The 16,791-nt window shown below is 62.6% G+C and carries 17 protein-coding genes and 1 tRNA gene; 15 read left to right on the top strand and 3 right to left on the bottom strand.

Annotation, left to right across the window (positions count from 1 at the left end; translation table 11 throughout):
- Window positions 1-74: 74 nt before the first annotated feature.
- Window positions 75-482 (bottom strand): helix-turn-helix transcriptional regulator, encoded by a 408-nt coding sequence (locus AB5Y98_RS16920; RefSeq protein WP_010634263.1) that lies wholly within the window; start codon window positions 480-482, stop codon window positions 75-77.
- Between the two features lie 116 nt (window positions 483-598).
- On the opposite strand from AB5Y98_RS16920, the gene AB5Y98_RS16915 reads away from it, so the two are divergent.
- Window positions 599-1,498: an aldo/keto reductase family oxidoreductase gene (locus AB5Y98_RS16915; RefSeq protein WP_005299866.1), complete on the top strand. Its 900-nt coding sequence runs from the start codon at window positions 599-601 to the stop codon at window positions 1,496-1,498.
- A 69-nt stretch (window positions 1,499-1,567) separates the two neighbouring features.
- Here the strand turns inward: AB5Y98_RS16915 and AB5Y98_RS16910 are convergent, their stop codons facing one another.
- Both AB5Y98_RS16910 and AB5Y98_RS16905 read right to left on the bottom strand, forming a co-directional pair.
- Window positions 1,568-1,846, bottom strand: coding sequence for an RNA-binding protein (locus AB5Y98_RS16910; RefSeq protein ID WP_026141388.1), 279 nt, complete (start codon window positions 1,844-1,846; stop codon window positions 1,568-1,570).
- 219 nt (window positions 1,847-2,065) lie between these two features.
- Entirely contained in the window at window positions 2,066-2,608 is a 543-nt protein-coding gene (locus AB5Y98_RS16905; RefSeq protein WP_024943459.1) for a hypothetical protein, read from the bottom strand.
- Window positions 2,609-2,774: 166 nt separating this feature from the next.
- On the opposite strand from AB5Y98_RS16905, the gene mepA reads away from it, so the two are divergent.
- The 14 genes from mepA (at window position 2,775) to nuoH (ending at window position 16,772) form a co-directional block, all read left to right on the top strand.
- Complete coding sequence (gene mepA / locus AB5Y98_RS16900) at window positions 2,775-3,539, top strand: penicillin-insensitive murein endopeptidase (RefSeq protein ID WP_010634266.1); 765 nt, start codon at window positions 2,775-2,777, stop codon at window positions 3,537-3,539.
- Between the two features lie 42 nt (window positions 3,540-3,581).
- The gene (locus tag AB5Y98_RS16895; protein ID WP_017784544.1) at window positions 3,582-4,187 is read left to right on the top strand and encodes a LemA family protein; all 606 of its coding nucleotides are present in this window, start codon (window positions 3,582-3,584) and stop codon (window positions 4,185-4,187) included.
- Window positions 4,184-4,918 carry a YgcG family protein gene (locus tag AB5Y98_RS16890; protein ID WP_024943458.1) on the top strand — a complete coding sequence of 245 codons (735 nt, stop codon included), beginning with the start codon at window positions 4,184-4,186 and terminating at the stop codon, window positions 4,916-4,918. Before AB5Y98_RS16895 ends, AB5Y98_RS16890 begins: the two co-directional genes overlap by 4 nt.
- A gap of 20 nt (window positions 4,919-4,938) precedes the next feature.
- Window positions 4,939-5,556: a TPM domain-containing protein gene (locus tag AB5Y98_RS16885; protein ID WP_010634269.1), complete on the top strand. Its 618-nt coding sequence runs from the start codon at window positions 4,939-4,941 to the stop codon at window positions 5,554-5,556.
- A gap of 177 nt (window positions 5,557-5,733) precedes the next feature.
- Window positions 5,734-5,821: transfer RNA gene (locus AB5Y98_RS16880), tRNA-Ser, on the top strand.
- A gap of 433 nt (window positions 5,822-6,254) precedes the next feature.
- Window positions 6,255-7,013, top strand: a complete 759-nt coding sequence (locus AB5Y98_RS16875) for a flagellar motor protein (protein ID WP_005299846.1) — start codon at window positions 6,255-6,257, stop codon at window positions 7,011-7,013.
- Complete coding sequence (locus tag AB5Y98_RS16870; RefSeq protein ID WP_025201829.1) at window positions 6,991-7,866, top strand: flagellar motor protein MotB; 876 nt, start codon at window positions 6,991-6,993, stop codon at window positions 7,864-7,866. Before AB5Y98_RS16875 ends, AB5Y98_RS16870 begins: the two co-directional genes overlap by 23 nt.
- A 258-nt stretch (window positions 7,867-8,124) precedes the next feature.
- On the top strand, window positions 8,125-8,529 hold the full coding sequence (locus tag AB5Y98_RS16865) for an NADH-quinone oxidoreductase subunit A (protein WP_010634271.1): 405 nt from the start codon (window positions 8,125-8,127) through the stop codon (window positions 8,527-8,529).
- A gap of 29 nt (window positions 8,530-8,558) precedes the next feature.
- A complete protein-coding gene (locus AB5Y98_RS16860; RefSeq protein WP_005299840.1) occupies window positions 8,559-9,233 on the top strand; it encodes an NADH-quinone oxidoreductase subunit B family protein in 675 nt (224 codons plus the stop codon).
- A 2-nt stretch (window positions 9,234-9,235) separates the two neighbouring features.
- On the top strand, window positions 9,236-11,041 hold the full coding sequence (gene nuoC, locus AB5Y98_RS16855; protein ID WP_099358379.1) for an NADH-quinone oxidoreductase subunit C/D: 1,806 nt from the start codon (window positions 9,236-9,238) through the stop codon (window positions 11,039-11,041).
- Window positions 11,042-11,102: 61 nt separating this feature from the next.
- Window positions 11,103-11,645: an NADH-quinone oxidoreductase subunit NuoE gene (nuoE, locus tag AB5Y98_RS16850; RefSeq protein ID WP_005299836.1), complete on the top strand. Its 543-nt coding sequence runs from the start codon at window positions 11,103-11,105 to the stop codon at window positions 11,643-11,645.
- Window positions 11,642-13,009, top strand: coding sequence for an NADH-quinone oxidoreductase subunit NuoF (gene nuoF / locus AB5Y98_RS16845; RefSeq protein WP_368232310.1), 1,368 nt, complete (start codon window positions 11,642-11,644; stop codon window positions 13,007-13,009). The genes nuoE and nuoF overlap by 4 nt, the downstream gene beginning before the upstream one ends.
- A 68-nt stretch (window positions 13,010-13,077) precedes the next feature.
- The gene (gene nuoG, locus AB5Y98_RS16840; protein ID WP_368232309.1) at window positions 13,078-15,807 is read left to right on the top strand and encodes an NADH-quinone oxidoreductase subunit NuoG; all 2,730 of its coding nucleotides are present in this window, start codon (window positions 13,078-13,080) and stop codon (window positions 15,805-15,807) included.
- The gene (gene nuoH, locus AB5Y98_RS16835; RefSeq protein WP_005299829.1) at window positions 15,804-16,772 is read left to right on the top strand and encodes an NADH-quinone oxidoreductase subunit NuoH; all 969 of its coding nucleotides are present in this window, start codon (window positions 15,804-15,806) and stop codon (window positions 16,770-16,772) included. Before nuoG ends, nuoH begins: the two co-directional genes overlap by 4 nt.
- The last annotated feature ends 19 nt before the right edge of the window (window positions 16,773-16,791 follow it).

Below are 16,791 nucleotides of genomic sequence, written 5' to 3'. Positions count from 1 at the left end.
CTCCCCGCTGCCCTCATCTGTTTAGAGGGTATCAGAATAATCCCCGGCCGTAGCCGGGCCATCCCCATCCGGGCTTATGCCTCATGCAGGTGCCTGCCAAATTCGCGGGCCCGCGCCAGATCGAGAAACCCGTCAGCCTGCTTGTGGCTGCGCAAGAACTGGTAATAGGCGAGCAGGATCACCTGCGCGTCTGCTTCCGGCAGCGACAATCCGGGCTTCTGCTCCTGCAACAGGCTGCCGGCCGCCTCCAGGGCTTCCCGATCCACCACCTCCGCCTGCCGATAGAGGTAGCCACAGCCGGTGGCGAGCCACTCCAGCGAGCAGTTGGCGGCCATGGCAATCTGGTTCGCCTTGCCAAGCCCGGGTTCAGCCCCCTTCAGATATTTACGGATCAGAGCCTCGCTCAACCCCACCTTGCGGGCAAAGGCGCTGACGCTGCCCGTTCCGATCAAGCTCTGCAAGCGTTCGGCAAAACCGTCCATTTCCTCTCCCTCAGAACCAAAGTTCGAATTAACAAAAGCCGCATTATTGCCTTGCCAACCAGAAGAGACCAAGATGCGGGCAGCATCTTTTTACCCTTATGAGCCAAGGAGCCTCCATGTCCGTATCTCGCCTCCCCCTCCACCCCGAAGGCCCGACCTTCTCCCGTCTCATCATGGGCTACTGGCGCCTGATGGAGTGGCAGCTCTCCCCGAGCGCCCTGCTGGATCTGATGAAGTACCACCTGGATCTGGGGGTCACCACCATCGATCACGCCGACATCTATGGCGGCTACCAGTGCGAGCAGGCCTTCGGCGAGGCGCTGCGCCTTGACCCCTCCCTGCGCAACCGGATGGAGATCGTCAGCAAGTGCGGCATCGCCCTCACCGCCAAGCCGGAGCACGCGCTGAATCACTACAACACCGGCAAGGCGCACATCATCGCCAGCGCCGAGGCCTCTCTGCAAAAGCTCGGCACCGATCACCTGGATCTGCTGCTGATCCACCGCCCGGATCCCCTGATGGATGCCGACGAGGTGGCCGACGCCTTCATCACCCTCAAGCAGGCGGGCAAGATCAAGCATGCCGGCGTCTCCAACTTCACTGCCCGTCAGTTCGAGCTGCTGCAGTCACGCCTGCCCTTCCCGCTGGTGACCAACCAGCTGGAGATCTCGCCGCTCAATCAGAGCACCACCCTGGACGGCACCCTGGATCAGTGCCAGCAGCTGCGCATCAAGCCGATGGCCTGGTCCTGCCTCGGGGGGGGACGCCTGTTCCAGGCCCCCGAATATGCCCCGCTGCGCGCCGAGCTCGAGCAGATCCGCCATGAGGTGGGCGCCGAGCAGATCGAGCAGGTGGTCTATGCCTGGGTCATGATGCTGCCAAGCCAGCCACTGCCGCTGATAGGCTCCGGCAAGCGGGAGCGGATCGCCGCCGCCGTGGCCTCCCAGTCCATAGTCCTCAGCCGTCAGCAGTGGTTCCGCATCCGCAAGGCGGCGCTCGGCTACGACGTGCCCTGACGAACCGGCCAGAGGCGCAAACAAAAACGGCATGGGGAAACCCATGCCGTTTTGCGTTATCGAGGCAGCTCAGCGATGACGCTGGGGGCGACCACGTGGTGCATCTGTCTTCGGTTTGGCCTGGTTGACCGTAATGGTACGGCCACCAATCTCGGTGCCATGCAAACCGGCGATGGCTTTTTCGGCCTCGCCATTGACAGGCATTTCAATGAAGCCAAACCCCTTGGACTGACCGGTATCGCGATCGATGATGATATCGACCTTGTCTACCTGCCCAAATTGGCTGAACACGCTTTTCAGTTCGTCGGCCGTCATCCGGTACGACAGATTACCTACGTAAATCTTCATGCCATCCACTCTCGATTCAAGGTGCCTTCTCTATCCAATCACCAACACAAAGGTAAGGGCACACCCCCCATGCCGGACCTGCCGGGACGTCGTGTCCGGGCACTTCCCCGCTCCGTTTACTCAACTCATTGATCTGTTGGGCGAACAGAGCGGACAAGATCAATTCGAGTCACTGGCAGTATCTGAGCTTTGGCAAGGATTGTCGAGAAAATAGTCAGCTCATATGGGGAGCAGGGCGTCCAGCAGCCCCTGCAGCGTACGCCGGCCATGCCAGGCCCGCTTAAAGCCGAAACGATAGATACCGGGTGCCACGGCGTGGGTTCCCTCGCGGCCGAGCCCCATCAGCGCGATGGCGGCGGCCAGTTGCTCTTCATCGAGCGCCAGATCCAGGCTGAAGGCCAGCCACTGACCATCGTGGCCCACCTTGCGATCCCGCTCGACCCCGACCAATGCTGCCCTGGGCAGCGCCAGCGCCTGATCGTTGCTGCCATTGAGCAGATAGAGGTGGGTCTCGTCCCAGGCCAGCTCCGCCAGCCGCCAGCGCTGCCAGCTGCGAGGCAGCACCATCATCAGCAGCACGATACCGCCGAACACCAGCCCGACCCAGGGCAGCAGCCCCATCTGTGGGTAACCCAGACCGATGGCGGCCAGCACGGTGAGCAGGCTCGCCAGCAGCAAAACCGCCATCACCGGATAGAAACGGCGGGCGGGGGGCATCAGCCAGACCAGCCCCGTTTTGTTCACCAGCTCACTGACCTTCATTCATCTCTCCTTGTCCATAGACGCTTGGGCGCGCCATTTTTGTCGCGCATTGTGCGCGAGCCGCCCCGCAGGATGCAACCCGTGCCGCCAGCTGGATGACGGCTTCGCCGCACTCTTGATATGATTCCCTCCATCTGAGTCCATTTGCACGCTTGTCGGGAGTCTCATGCTTGCCACCACCCTGCTCTTCATGGCCAGTGCCTTTCTTGCCGAACCTCACCCCCGCCAGGCCGAGGCCATTGGCGGCTACGCCGCCGGCTGCCTCAAAAATGGAGTGGCGCTGCCGCTGAGCGGCCCCGGCTATCAGGTGATCCGCACCAAACGACTGCGCTACTACGGCCACCCCGAACTCATCGCCTACCTCACCACCCTGGCTAACCAGACCCGCATGGCCGGCATGCCGGATCTCTACATTGCCGATCTCGCCATGGCCCGCGGCGGCCCGTTCACCTCCGGCCATCGCAGCCATCAGACCGGCCTCGATGCCGACATCTGGTTTCGCATGGCCAACCAGCCCATCTCTCGCTGGGAGCAGGATGCCCCCAAGGAGTGGGCGCTGATCGACGAACCCAGCTACCGGGTACTGCCCGGACGCTTCGGCCCTCAGCAGCTCAATCTGCTGCGCCTGGCGGCCAGCAAGCCCGAGGTGGCCCGCATCTTCATCAACCCTGTGCTCAAGGCCGAGGTATGCAAACGGGCGGCCGATGAGCCCTGGGTCGGCAAGCTGCGTCCCTGGGTCGGCCACTTCAGCCACTTTCATGTGCGCCTGCGCTGCCCGGCCGACAGCCCGGATTGCCAACCCCAGGCCCCGATCCCGCCCGGCAACGGCTGCGGTGCCGAGCTGGCCTCCTGGCTCAAGGACAAGCCGCAGTTGCCCAAGGTTTCGATGGCTTATCACAAACCCAGGCTGCCCGCCCGTTGTGGCGGTTGACCACAAGCTGGTATGGTGAACCGTTATCTGTAAAAAATATCAATGGAGAACAACAAGATGGGCACTTCACTCTGGCAACGGGCAACCCGCGCCCTGTTGACCCTGACGCTGCTGCTGGGCCTGACCGGTTGCGGCATGAACAACATTCCCACCCTGGATGAGCAGGTCAAGGCGAGCTGGGGCCAGGTCGAGAACCAGTATCAGCGCCGCGCCGATCTGGTCCCCAATCTGGTGGCCACCGTCAAGGGCTACGCCAGCCACGAGCAGGAGACCCTCAAGGCGGTGACCGATGCCAGAGCCCGGGTCGGCAGCCTGCAGGTGAGCGATCCTGCCCAGCTCAAGGAGTTTGAAGCGGCCCAGAACCAGCTCTCCGGCGCCCTCTCCCGCTTGATGGTGGTGGTCGAACGCTATCCCGAGCTCAAGGCCGATCAGCAGTTCCTCACCCTGCAGGCCCAGCTGGAAGGCACCGAGAACCGCATCTCGGTGGCCCGGCGCGATTACATAGAGGCGGTACGCCAATTCAATACCGAGATCCGCACCTTCCCGGGTGTCATCTGGTCCAAGCTGCTCTACTCGGATCTGGAGGCCAAACCCACGTTCAGCGCCAAGCCCGGTGCCGATGAGGCGCCCAAGGTCAGCTTCCAATGAACCACGTGATCCGTGCCCTGCTGCCCTGCCTGCTGTTGTGGACGGCGGTGGTGTCCGCCGCCCCCACCTTCCCCGCCCTGAGCGGACGGGTGGTGGACGAGGCCAACCTGATGTCCCGCAAGCAGGCCCACCAGCTCACCCAGCAGCTGGCGGCGTTCGAGAAGCGCAGCGGTATCCAGCTGGTGGTGGTCTCCATCGACACGCTGGCGGGTGATACCATCGAAGAGTACGGCTATCAGCTCGGCCGCCACTGGGGGATCGGTCAGAAAGGCAAAGACAACGGCGTACTGCTCTTGATCGCCCAGGATGAGCGCAAGGTGCGCATCGAAGTGGGCTACGGACTGGAAGGGGCCCTGCCCGACGCCATCGCCGCCAACATCATCCAGACCCGGATCCTGCCCGCGTTCAAGCGCGGCGACATGGTGGCCGGGGTGGTGGCTGGCAGCCAGGCGATCATGCAGGCGCTGGCGGGCGAGTACAAACCGGTAGACAACGCCAGCAAGGACAAGCTGGGCGGCCCCTGGCTGTTCATCCTGATGGTGATTGTGATGATCGTGCTGCACAACCTGCGTGGCGGTGGCGGCGGCGGTGGTCGAGGTGGCCGGCGTCGTGCAGCTTACCTCGCCGGTGGCTTCGGTGCCGGTCGCTCCGGCGGCGGCTTTGGTGGTGGCGGTGGTTTCAGCGGAGGGGGCGGCAGTTTTGGTGGCGGCGGCGCTTCCGGTGGTTGGTAACAGGGATTAAGAGACGACACATGATTTCGAAACAGTTCTTTCACACGTTGCAGGCCAGGGTCAAACAGGCGGAACAGGCAACCGATGCCGAGCTGGTGACCGTGCTGGCCCCCGCCAGCGACGGCTATCGCTACATCCCCACCCTGTGGGCGGCCCTGCTGGCCATGCTGACACCCCTGCTGGTGTTCGAGCTCGGCTTCTGGCTCGGCTGGTACGAGATCCTGCTGGTGCAGTGGTCGGTCTGGCTGGTGTTGAGCATCCTGTTCCACTGGACCCCTATCAAGATGTACCTGATCCCGAAACAGGTGCGCCAGCACAGGGCAGCCCTGATGGCACGCCTGCAGTTTGTCGAGCAAGGGCTGCACCGCACCCGGGATCGGCTCGGGGTGCTGATCTTCGTCTCGGTGGCCGAGCACTACGTGGAGATCCTGGTGGATGACGGCATCGCCCAGCACATCGACAACGCCCAGTGGCAGGAGATCATCGATGACTTCACCCGCCGGGTGCGCAACAAGGAGGTGGAACAGGGTTTCCTCGAGTGCATCGAGCGGACCAGCGCCATTCTGACCGACGCCTTCCCCGCCACCCGGGACCAGAACGAGCTGCCGGACAGCCTGATCATCCTCGACAAGCCCTGAACAGGATTAAAAAACCGGCATTCTGTTCAAGGGATAAGCATTCGATAAAGATTATGAAAAATAAGGGGAAAAGTGGTTGACCCCGGCAGCCCTTTCCCCTAAATTACGCCCCGTTCCAGCGCAACGGCGCAACGAACGAGGTGCTGGCTGAGCACGTTAAACAACAGACCAAAATTTGGTGAGGTGTCCGAGTGGCTGAAGGAGCACGCCTGGAAAGTGTGTATACGGCAACGTATCGAGGGTTCGAATCCCTCCCTCACCGCCAAATGTTAAAGAACCGACCTGATAGTCGGTTTTTTGCTTTCAGACTCTGACGAAAGCGGCCCTCTCACCCAGCGTAGAGCAGGCCAGCAGCCACTATCTATCCTCCAGGCAGTCCTGCTGGCAATGATCCACTCCATGGCGCACCGATCTCATCGCCCATTTGAACGGCCAACCTGATGGCTGATAGTGACGTTCCGCCGCCAGCTAGCCTCTGCAGCCAAGTGCCTCAAACGCAAGACCACAGCACCGCCAAATTCCCTCTGCTGGCAGCAACGTCCACCTTGGTGGCACACCCCTTTCCATCCGGAAAACACCTCTCCCAGGTGGCAGCTGACGCTGACGCGCGTTATTGCTCACCGATTGGATATCATTTTGAAAAACTGATACTTAAGTAGCTACACTAGCCATTATCAATCTTCAGGGATGTGTAATAAATGAGCTTAATCGGCCTGGTTCTGGCATTGATCGCCATTCTGGGCGGCAACATGATCGAGGGCGGCCACCCCAGCGCCCTGCTCGATCTGCCCGCCTTCCTCATCGTGATCGGTGGTACTGTCGGTGCCGCTCTGACCCAGTTCCCCTTCTCCGTCGTCGGCAGCACCCTCAAGCGTTTCAAGTGGTTGCTGACCCCTCTCAAACTCGACATGCAGGAGCAGGCCGAACTGCTGGAGAACCTGGCGGGCAACGCCAGACGCAGCGGCATGCTGGCCCTAGAAGGGATGATCGACGACATCAAGGACCCCTTCCTGCAAAAGGGGGTGCAGATGATGGTCGACGGCTACGAGAAGACCAAGATCCACGAGGTGCTGGAGAACGAGATCGAGTTCGAGCAGGAAGATCTCGAGCAGACCGTCAAGTTCTATGAGGCCATGGGGGGTTATTGCCCGACCATGGGGATCGTGGGGGCGGTATTTGGCCTCATTCACGCCATGGGCCTGCTGGATGCCCCGGACAAGCTGGGGGGCGCCATTGCGGTGGCCTTCATCGCCACCATCTACGGGGTTTCGGCCGCCAACCTCATCTTCCTGCCCTTCGGCAACCGCTACAAGGCCTTTGCCCATCAGATCCGCCACTACAAGGAGATGACCCTGACCGGCATCCTCTGCATCGTGGACGGCGAATCCCAACAACGTCTGCAAGTCACCCTCGAACCCTACTTAGGAGGCCACGGTGGCAAAAAAGAAAAAGGCTGAGGCACCGGAGAACCATGAACGCTGGCTGGTCTCCTATGCCGACTTCATGACCCTGCTGTTCGCCCTGTTCGTGGTGCTCTACTCCTTCGCGATGGCCAAGCAGTCTGAAACCCGGGTGCTGATCCAAGGCTTCATCGAGTCGCTGGGTAAAATAGGCCTGATCTCTCCTCCCGCCGGTTCACCGGTCATGCAAGGGGGAACCGGCATTCTTGAGCCGGAATCCAAGACCACCCCGAGCAGCCCCGAGAAGGAGACGGTGCTGGAGAAAGATGCCCCCGCGGCGGCCTCGGATCCCTTCAACGAGACCATAGGCGCCGCGGAGAAGCCGAGCGCGACGGAGTCCTGGCCCCACAAGACCCAGGAACAGGAGTGGGTGCAGGTCACCAAGAAGAAGCTGGAGCAGCAGCTCAAGGCGCAGATCGAATCCAAGGATCTGGAGGTAGAGCAGCTCGGCAGCCAGCTGGTGATCCGCATCGGTGAGAAGGCGCTGTTCCCGGCCGATTCCGCCTTCCTGCAGCCCCAGTTCATTCCGCTGGTCAACAAGATCTCCGGCATTCTGGCGGATATCCCGGGCAAGGTGGTGGTCACAGGTCACACCGACAACACCCAGGCGCCGGTGGAACTCTATCGCAGCAACTGGGAGCTGTCGGTGCTGCGTTCGGCCTCCATCGTGCACACCCTGCTCACCAATCCCAAGCTCGATGCCTCCCGAGTCATCGCACAGGGGGTGGCTGATGCCCAGCCCCGCTATCCCAACGACACCCCGGAACACCGGCAGGCCAACCGCCGGGTCGAGATCACCCTCTCCCAGGGCAAGGCCGCCGAAGAGTCCCTCCCCGTCCTCAAACCCTGATCCAGCAGACCCCGCCCGGCGGGGTCTCGTTTTTCTCGATTAGTTTATTTTTCGAACTGCCCTGCGATTTTCCCCCCATTACAAAAGCGAGTGAAAATGATTCTCAAATAGGAACATTGACCCCGCTTGCAAAATACGATTTTCCTCCCGCTGATTAATAATTAATCCCCTGAAATGACATGTAAATCAGTATCGAAGTGGCATAATACGTAACATCCTTGTTAAGTCTCGTGATTAATTTGGTTAGGGAAAACTCCTATGTTTGCTGATATTGCTGTCCAGCATTGGGCTTTTGCTGTCTATGTAGTTGGGGCCATCTGTATCTGCCTGATCATGATCGGCCTGGCAGCCCTGCTGGGAGGCCGCGCCTACGGCCGAGCCAAGAACAAGCCCTTCGAATCAGGCGTGGACTCCGTGGGCAATGCCCGTCTGCGCTTCTCCGCCAAGTTCTATCTGGTTGCCATGTTCTTCGTCATCTTCGACGTGGAGGCGCTCTATCTCTTTGCCTGGTCCGTCTCCGTTCGGGAGAGCGGCTGGGTCGGCTTCATCGAGGCCGCCATCTTCATCTCCTTGCTGCTGGTAGGCCTCATCTACCTGTGGCGCATTGGCGCCCTCGACTGGGCACCGAAAAAACGCGTCCTGACCGACAAGAAGCCAGACTGAATTACTGATTATCCCTTTGAGGTTGCACCATGAAGTACACCCTGACCCGGATTGACCCGGATGCGCCGGTTGAGCGCTACCCCCAGGAACAGCGCCAGACCGTCGAGGATCCCCTGGCTCAAGAGGCCTCACGCGGCATCATGATCGGGCGCCTAGAAGAGGTGCTGCAGGACACGGTCAACTGGGGCCGCAAGAACTCCCTCTGGCCCTACAACTTCGGCATCTCCTGCTGCTACGTGGAGATGTGTACCGCCTTCACCTCTCCTCACGACGTGGCCCGCTTCGGTGCCGAAGTCATCCGGGCCTCACCGCGCCAGGCCGATTTCATGGTGATCGCAGGGACCCCCTTCATCAAAATGGCCCCGGTCATCCAGCGTCTGTACGAACAGCTGCTCGAACCCAAGTGGGTCATCTCCATGGGGGCCTGCGCCAACTCGGGCGGCATGTATGACATCTACTCGGTCGTTCAGGGCGTCGACAAGTTCCTGCCGGTCGACGTCTACATTCCGGGCTGCCCGCCCCGTCCCGAGGCATTCCTGCAGGCCTTGATGCTGCTGCAGGACTCCATCGGCAAGGAGCGCCGTCCGCTCTCCTGGGTGGTGGGCGATCAGGGCATCTATCGCCCCCAGATGCCTGCCGAGAAGGACCGCAAGCGTGGCGAGCGGATCAACGTCACCAACCTGCGCACGCCGGATGAGATCTGACCATGAAACTGACTCGAGAATTTCCCAGCAACTACGCCATGGCCCAGTGGCAACCGAGTGATCACAAAGACGCTCAGGTAGTCGGCGAGCTGTTTGCCCATTTCGGTGCCGAACGCTTCACCATCCAGAATACCCGCACCGGCGTGCCGGTGGTCTGGCTCTCCCGCGAGCTGCTGCTGGACGTGATGGGGTTCCTTAAAAAGCTGCCCTCCCCGTTCGTGATGCTGTTTGACTTGAGCGCCACCGACGAGCGGATGCGCAGCCATCGTCACGATCTGCCCGACAGCGACTTCACCGTCTTCTATCACCTCATCTCCATCGATCGCAACGCCGACCTGATGTTGAAGGTGCCGCTCAAGGAGGGGGATCTGACGCTGCCCACCGTCAGCCGTCACTTCCCCAACGCCAACTGGTATGAACGGGAAGTGTGGGATCTGATGGGCATCAACTTCGACGGTCACCCGCACCTGACCCGCATCATGATGCCCAAGAGCTGGCAGGGTCACCCGTTGCGCAAGGATTATCCGGCGCGCGCCACCGAATTTGATCCCTTCATGCTCGATGCCGCCAAGCAGGACATGGAGCAGGGCAACCTGATGTTCAAACCGGAAGAGTGGGGCATGAGCCGGGGCAACGAGAACGAGGACTACATGTTCTTGAACCTGGGCCCCAACCACCCCTCCGCCCACGGTGCCTTCCGCCTGGTACTGCAGCTCGATGGCGAGGAGATCCGCGACTGCGTGCCCGACATCGGCTATCACCACCGCGGTGCCGAGAAGATGGGCGAGCGCCAGTCCTGGCACAGCTACATCCCGTACACCGACCGGGTCGAGTACCTGGGGGGCGTGATGAACAACCTGCCCTACGTGCTGGCGGTCGAGAAGCTGGCCGGCATCAAGGTGCCACAGCGGGTCGACATGATCCGGGTGATGCTGGCTGAGCTGTTCCGCATCCAGAGTCACCTGCTGTTTATCGGTACCTATATCCAGGACGTGGGCGCCATGACCCCGGTCTTCTTCACCTTCACCGACCGGCAGCGGATTTACACCATCATCGAAGCCATCACTGGCGCCCGCATGCATCCGGCCTGGTTCCGCATCGGCGGCGTGGCCCACGATCTGCCCGTCGGCTGGCAGCGACTGGTGCAGGACAACCTGCTGAGCTGGCTGCCCAAGCGGCTGATGGACTATGAGAAGGCCGCCATGCGCAACAGCATACTGCGTGGCCGCACCATAGGCGTCGCCGCCTACACCACCGAACAGGCGCTGGCCTGGGGCACCACGGGCGGCGGTCTGCGGGCCACGGGGCTCAACTTCGACGTGCGCAAGTGGCGCCCCTACTCCGGCTACGATCAGTTCGAATTCGAGGTACCGGTCGGCTCCAACGGCGATGCCTACGATCGCGCCCTGGTGCGCATCGAGGAGATGCGCCAGAGCATGCGCATCATAGAGCAGTGCATGAAGAACATGCCGGAGGGGCCGTTCAAGGCGGATCACCCGCTCACCACGCCGCCGCCCAAAGAGCGCACCCTGCAGGACATCGAGACCCTGATCACCCACTTCCTGCAAGTGTCGTGGGGCCCGGTCATGCCGGCCGCCGAATCCTTCCAGATGATCGAGGCGACCAAGGGGATTAACAGTTATTACCTGACCAGCGACGGCTCCACCATGAGCTACCGGACCCGGATCCGCACCCCGAGCTTTGCTCACCTGCAACAGATCCCCTCGGTGATCCGTGGCCAGATGGTGTCGGACCTCATCGTCTATCTGGGCAGTATCGATTTCGTTATGTCGGATGTGGACCGTTGAGTAACGGCTGTTACCAAGCGCCGTTACACGACAACAAGAACAAGCCACAAAAGGTTATGCCATGAGCCAGCAATGTCAGTGCCAACACAATCCGTCCCCGCAGGGACAGAGTTCATGCCAGGGCAAGGGGAACGATTTCGTCCTGAGCCAGGCAGAACGCGATGCCATCGAGCATGAGAAACACCACTATGAAGATCCCCGTGCCGCCAGTATCGAAGCGCTCAAGATAGTGCAGCAGGCCCGCGGCTGGGTTCCTGACGGTGCCATCCACGCCATCGCCGCCGAGCTCGGTATCCCCGCCAGCGACGTGGAGGGGGTCGCCACCTTCTACAGCCAGATCTTCCGCCAGCCGGTCGGTCGCCACATCATCCGCGTCTGCGACAGCATGGTCTGCTACATCAACGGCCATGAGCAACTGCTGGCCGGCCTGAAAGAGGTGATGAACCTGGCCCCCGGCCAGACCTCCGCCGACGGCCGCTTCACCCTGCTGCCGGTCTGCTGCCTCGGCAACTGCGACAAGGGGCCGGCCCTGATGATCGACGATGACACCTACGGTGGGCTCGACGCCGTCAGCCTGCTCAAGACCCTGGAGGCTTACCCATGAGTCTGGCATCCCTTGGTACCGCCAACCGCATCGCCCGCGCCGCCGAGACCCATCCCCTCACCTGGCGGCTGCGCGACGACGGCCAGCCGGTCTGGCTGGATGAATACCAGAGCAAGCAGGGTTACGATGCGGCCCGCAAGGCACTGAGCCAGATGAGCCCTGATGAAATCGTCGGCACCGTCAAGGATGCCGGCCTCAAGGGCCGCGGCGGCGCCGGCTTCTCCACCGGCGTGAAGTGGGGCCTGATGCCCAAAGACGAGAGCATGAACATCCGTTACCTGCTCTGCAACGCCGACGAGATGGAGCCGAACACCTACAAGGATCGGCTGTTGATGGAGCAACTGCCTCACCTGCTGATCGAGGGGATGATCATCTCGGCCAAGGCTCTCAAGGCCTACCGTGGCTACATCTTCCTGCGCGGCGAGTACGTCGATGCCGCCACCAACCTGCGCCGGGCGGTAGAAGAGGCCAAGGCCGCCGGGCTCCTTGGCAAGAACATCCTGGGCTCGGGCTTTGACTTCGAGCTGTTCGTCCACACCGGCGCCGGCCGTTACATCTGCGGCGAAGAGACGGCGCTCATCAACTCCCTGGAAGGGCGGCGCGCCAACCCGCGCGCCAAACCCCCCTTCCCCGCTGTTTCCGGCGTCTGGGGCAAGCCGACCTGCGTCAACAACGTCGAGACCCTGTGCAACGTCCCCGCCATCATCGGCAACGGTGTGGCCTGGTATCAGGGGCTGGCGCTGCCGGGTTCGGAAGATCACGGCACCAAGCTGATGGGCTTCTCCGGCAAGGTCAACAACCCCGGCCTGTGGGAGCTGCCGTTTGGCATCACCGCCCGCGAGCTGTTCGAGAACTACGCCGGCGGCATGAAGCCCGGCTATCGCCTGAAAGCCTGGCAACCGGGCGGGGCCGGTACCGGCTTCCTGCTGCCCGAACACCTGGATGCCCAGATGTATGCCGGCGGCATCGGCAAGGTTGGCACCCGGATGGGCACGGGCCTTGCCATGGCGGTGGATGACAGCATCAACATGGTCTCCCTGCTGCGCAACATGGAAGAGTTCTTCGCCCGCGAGTCCTGCGGCTGGTGCACTCCCTGCCGCGACGGCCTGCCCTGGAGCGTCAAGCTGCTGCGCGCGCTGGAGCGAGGCGAGGGTCAGCCTGGGGATCTCGCCACCCTGGAGCAGCTGGTCAGCTTCCTCGGCCCGGGCAAGACCTTCTGCGCCCATGCCCCTGGCGCCATCGAGCCGCTGGGCAGTGCGATGAAGTATTTCCGCTCCGAATTCGAGGCCGGCGTCAGGGCGCCGCAGGATAGCCACAAGCAGCTCAAGGGTATCCAGCCCAACCTGCTGGGCGAGCGCTGGTAAGGCGCACAGTGCGCCCGCTGAACCGGCGCGAGCCACAGAATTTATCTCATTGAAGTCAGGGAAGTTGTATGGCCACCATTCATGTAGACGGTAAAGAGTTCGAGGTAGACGGGGCAGATAACCTGCTGCAAGCCTGTCTCTCCCTTGGGCTGGACGTCCCCTATTTTTGCTGGCACCCGGCGCTCGGTAGCGTCGGCGCCTGCCGCCAGTGTGCGGTGAAGCAGTATCAGAATGCCGACGACAAGCGCGGCCGCCTGGTCATGTCCTGCATGACCCCCTCCACCGATGGCACCTATATCTCCATCGAGGATGAGGAGGCGAAGGAGTTTCGCAAGACGGTAGTGGAGTGGCAGATGACCAACCATCCCCACGACTGCCCGGTGTGCGAAGAGGGTGGCGCCTGCCACCTGCAGGACATGACGGTGATGACCGGCCACAACAGCCGGCGCTACCGCTTCACCAAACGCACCCACCAGAATCAGGATCTGGGCCCCTTCATCAACCACGAGATGAACCGCTGCATCGCCTGCTATCGCTGCGTCCGTTACTACAAGGATTACGCCGGCGGCGAGGATCTCGGGGTCTACGGCGCCCACGACAACGTCTACTTTGGCCGGGTCGAGGATGGCACCCTGGAGAGCGAGTTCTCCGGCAACCTGGTGGAGGTCTGCCCCACCGGCGTCTTCACCGACAAGACCCACTCCGAGCGCTACAACCGCAAGTGGGACATGCAGTTCGCCCCCAGCATCTGCCAGGGGTGCTCGGTCGGCTGCAACATCAGCCCGGGTGAGCGTTATGGCGAGCTGCGCCGCATCGAGAACCGCTATCACGGCGCCCTGAACCACTACTTCCTGTGCGACCGCGGCCGCTTCGGCTACGGCCACGTCAATCTGACCGACCGCCCGCGCCAGCCCCTGCTGCAGGATGGCAGTGACAGGCTGGCCATCACGGTGGACGGTGCCCTGAACCGGGCCGCCGATGCCCTGCGCACCGCCGCCGGCGTCATCGGCATCGGCTCCCCCCGGGCATCGCTTGAGAGCAACTTCGCCCTGCGCGAACTGGTGGGCGCCGCCAACTTCTACAGCGGCGTCGAGCAAAGCGAATGGGAGTGCCTGCAGAAGATGCTGCAGATCCTGCAGCACGGCGGCGTACGCACCCCCAGCCTGCGTGACATGGAAGAGGCCGATGCCGTGTTGGTGCTCGGCGAAGATGTCACCCAGACCGCCGCCCGCATCGCTCTGGCCCTGCGTCAGGCAGTCAAGGGCAAGGGCCGTGAAATCGCCCGCAAGTTGAAGGTGGATCTGTGGCAGGTCGCCGCGGTGCAGACCCTGGCCCAGAACGAGCGCTACCCGCTGCTGATCACCAGTCTCGACACCACCCGACTGGACGACGTGGCGAGCGGCACCCTGCACGCCCCCCACGCGGATCAGGCGCGCCTCGGCTTCGCCATCGCCCATCTTCTTGATGGCAGCGCCCCTGCCCTGACCGATCTCGCCCCCGAACAGCAGGCCCTGGCCGCCAGCTGGGCCGCGCTGCTCGGCAACGCCAGGAAGCCGCTCATCATCGCCGGCACCGGTGCCCGCAGCCAGGCGCTGCTTGAGGCGGCCAGTAACATCGCCCGCGCCCTCAAGGGCCGTGGCCAGGCCGTGGAGCTCGCCCTGGTCGCCCAGGAGACCAACAGCCTGGGGCTGGCCATGCTGGCCGGCAATGCCGCCCCGCTGGAAGGCGCCCTCGAGCGTATCGAAAGAGAAGAGAAGCTCGCGCTGGTGATGCTCGAGAACGATCTCTACCGCCGCGCACCGCGCAGCCGCGTCGATGCCGCCATCGACCGTCTGCAGCACCTGCTGGTGGTCGACCATCAGGACACCGGCACCGCCCAGAAGGCGGACCTGGTGCTGCCTGCCGCCAGTTTCGCCGAGGCAGACGGTACCCTCATCAACATGGAAGGCCGCGCCCAGCGCTTCTTCCAGGTTTATGCCCCCGCCTTCTACGACGCCGACATCCAGGTGCGCGAGAGCTGGCGCTGGCTGGCCGCCCTGCAAGGGGCACTGGATCGCAAACCGCTGCGCTGGAACACCTTCGACGAGGTGAGCAGTGCCTGCGCCGCCAGCGCCCCGCTGCTGACCAGCATGCGCGAGGCCGCGCCCAACGCCGGTCTGCGCATCCGCGGCATGAAGCTCGCCCGCGAGCCGCACCGCTACAGTGGCCGCACCTCCATGCTGGCGGATCAGAACGTGAGCGAGCCGAGAGTCGCCCAGGATCCCGACTCGCCCTTCAACTTCTCCATGGAAGGCTACGCCGGTGCCCGCCAGCCGCTGCAACAGGTGCCATTCGCCTGGGCGCCGGGCTGGAACTCCCCCTCCGCCTGGAACAAGTTCCAGGACGAGGTGGGTGGCAACCTGCGCGCCGGGGATCCCGGTCGCCGTCTGCTGGAAGCGGGCGAGGAGAGCCTCGGCTGGTTCGACACCATTCCCGCCCCGTTCAGCGCCAAAGAGGCGCTGCAGGTGGTGAGCTATGACCAGCTGTTTGGCGGCGAAGAGCTCTCTGCCAGAAGCCCGGTCATCCAGGCCCGCATGAGCGAGCCCGTACTGGTGCTGAACCCGGCCGACGCCAACCGTCTCTCCCTTAATGCCGGCAGCCAGGTCGCCTTCTCCTGGGGTGGCCACCACTGGAGGTTGACCCTGCGTCTGAGCGAGCATCTGGCTGCCGGTCTGGTGGGTCTGCCGCTTGGTGTCAACGGTCTGCCGACCGCCCTGCACCAGCAATATCTCGCCAACCTGCAGGAGGCCATCGCATGAGCGACTCTCTGATCGATCTGTTGCTGGAGATCGGCAAGGCATTGATCGTGCTGGTGGGGATCGTGGGGGCCGGCGCCTTCATGAGCTTCATCGAGCGCCGTTTGCTGGCGCTGTGGCAGGATCGTTACGGCCCCAACCGGGTAGGCCCCTTCGGCCTGCTGCAGCTGGCGGCCGACATGATCAAGATGTTCTTCAAAGAGGACTGGATCCCGCCCTTCGCCGATCGCCGGATCTTCGTGCTGGCCCCCATCATCGCCTTTACCGCCTTCATTCTGGCGTTTGCGGTGGTGCCGATCACCCCCACCTGGGGCGTGGCCGATCTCAACGTGGGACTGCTCTACATCCTGGCCATCGCGGGGCTGGCAGTCTATGCCGTGCTGTTCGCCGGCTGGTCGAGCAACAACAAGTACTCCTTGCTCGGCAGCCTGCGCGCCTCGGCCCAGACCCTCTCCTACGAGGTGTTCCTCGGCCTCTCCTTGATGGGCATCGTCATCCAGACCGGCAGCTTCAACCTGCGGGATATCGTGGAAGCCCAGGCAGGACTGTGGAACATCATCCCCCAGTTCCTGGGCTTCATCACCTTCCTGTTTGCTGGCGTCGCCGTCACCCACCGCCATCCGTTTGACCAGCCGGAAGCCGAGCAGGAGCTCGCTGACGGTTATCACATCGAGTATGCGGGCATGAAGTGGGGTCTCTTCTTCGTGGGTGAGTACATCGGCATCGTGCTGATCTCTTCGCTCATCGTGACCCTGTTCTTCGGTGGCTGGCACGGCCCCTGGCTGCCGCCCTTCATCTGGTTTGCCCTGAAGACCGCCTGCTTCATGGTGTTCTTCATCCTGCTGCGAGCCTCTCTGCCCCGCCCGCGCTTTGACCAGGTGATGTCGTTTGGCTGGAAAGTCTGCCTGCCGCTGACCCTGCTCAACATGTTGGTCACCGGCGCCGTGGTGCTGATGAATGCGCAGTGAGGCCGCAATGGACAGAAAA

This window comes from Aeromonas sp. s3, assembly GCF_040907805.1.
Taxonomy (GTDB): Bacteria; Pseudomonadota; Gammaproteobacteria; order Enterobacterales; family Aeromonadaceae; genus Aeromonas; species Aeromonas dhakensis.
The sequence above is the reverse complement of the archived record's forward strand: the minus strand, read 5'-3'. Positions and strand labels throughout refer to the sequence as shown.

Bases quoted from the DNA above. Each gene is read 5' to 3' on its own strand.
- AB5Y98_RS16920 (WP_010634263.1), bottom strand. From the start codon at position 482: ATGGACGGTTTTGCCGAACGCTTGCAGAGCTTGATCGGAACGGGCAGC.
- AB5Y98_RS16915 (WP_005299866.1), top strand. From the start codon at position 599: ATGTCCGTATCTCGCCTCCCCCTCCACCCCGAAGGCCCGACCTTCTCC.
- AB5Y98_RS16910 (WP_026141388.1), bottom strand. From the start codon at position 1,846: ATGAAGATTTACGTAGGTAATCTGTCGTACCGGATGACGGCCGACGAA.
- AB5Y98_RS16905 (WP_024943459.1), bottom strand. From the start codon at position 2,608: ATGAAGGTCAGTGAGCTGGTGAACAAAACGGGGCTGGTCTGGCTGATG.
- mepA (WP_010634266.1), top strand. From the start codon at position 2,775: ATGCTTGCCACCACCCTGCTCTTCATGGCCAGTGCCTTTCTTGCCGAA.
- AB5Y98_RS16895 (WP_017784544.1), top strand. From the start codon at position 3,582: ATGGAGAACAACAAGATGGGCACTTCACTCTGGCAACGGGCAACCCGC.
- AB5Y98_RS16890 (WP_024943458.1), top strand. From the start codon at position 4,184: ATGAACCACGTGATCCGTGCCCTGCTGCCCTGCCTGCTGTTGTGGACG.
- AB5Y98_RS16885 (WP_010634269.1), top strand. From the start codon at position 4,939: ATGATTTCGAAACAGTTCTTTCACACGTTGCAGGCCAGGGTCAAACAG.
- AB5Y98_RS16875 (WP_005299846.1), top strand. From the start codon at position 6,255: ATGAGCTTAATCGGCCTGGTTCTGGCATTGATCGCCATTCTGGGCGGC.
- AB5Y98_RS16865 (WP_010634271.1), top strand. From the start codon at position 8,125: ATGTTTGCTGATATTGCTGTCCAGCATTGGGCTTTTGCTGTCTATGTA.
- AB5Y98_RS16860 (WP_005299840.1), top strand. From the start codon at position 8,559: ATGAAGTACACCCTGACCCGGATTGACCCGGATGCGCCGGTTGAGCGC.
- nuoC (WP_099358379.1), top strand. From the start codon at position 9,236: ATGAAACTGACTCGAGAATTTCCCAGCAACTACGCCATGGCCCAGTGG.
- nuoE (WP_005299836.1), top strand. From the start codon at position 11,103: ATGAGCCAGCAATGTCAGTGCCAACACAATCCGTCCCCGCAGGGACAG.
- nuoF (WP_368232310.1), top strand. From the start codon at position 11,642: ATGAGTCTGGCATCCCTTGGTACCGCCAACCGCATCGCCCGCGCCGCC.
- nuoG (WP_368232309.1), top strand. From the start codon at position 13,078: ATGGCCACCATTCATGTAGACGGTAAAGAGTTCGAGGTAGACGGGGCA.
- nuoH (WP_005299829.1), top strand. From the start codon at position 15,804: ATGAGCGACTCTCTGATCGATCTGTTGCTGGAGATCGGCAAGGCATTG.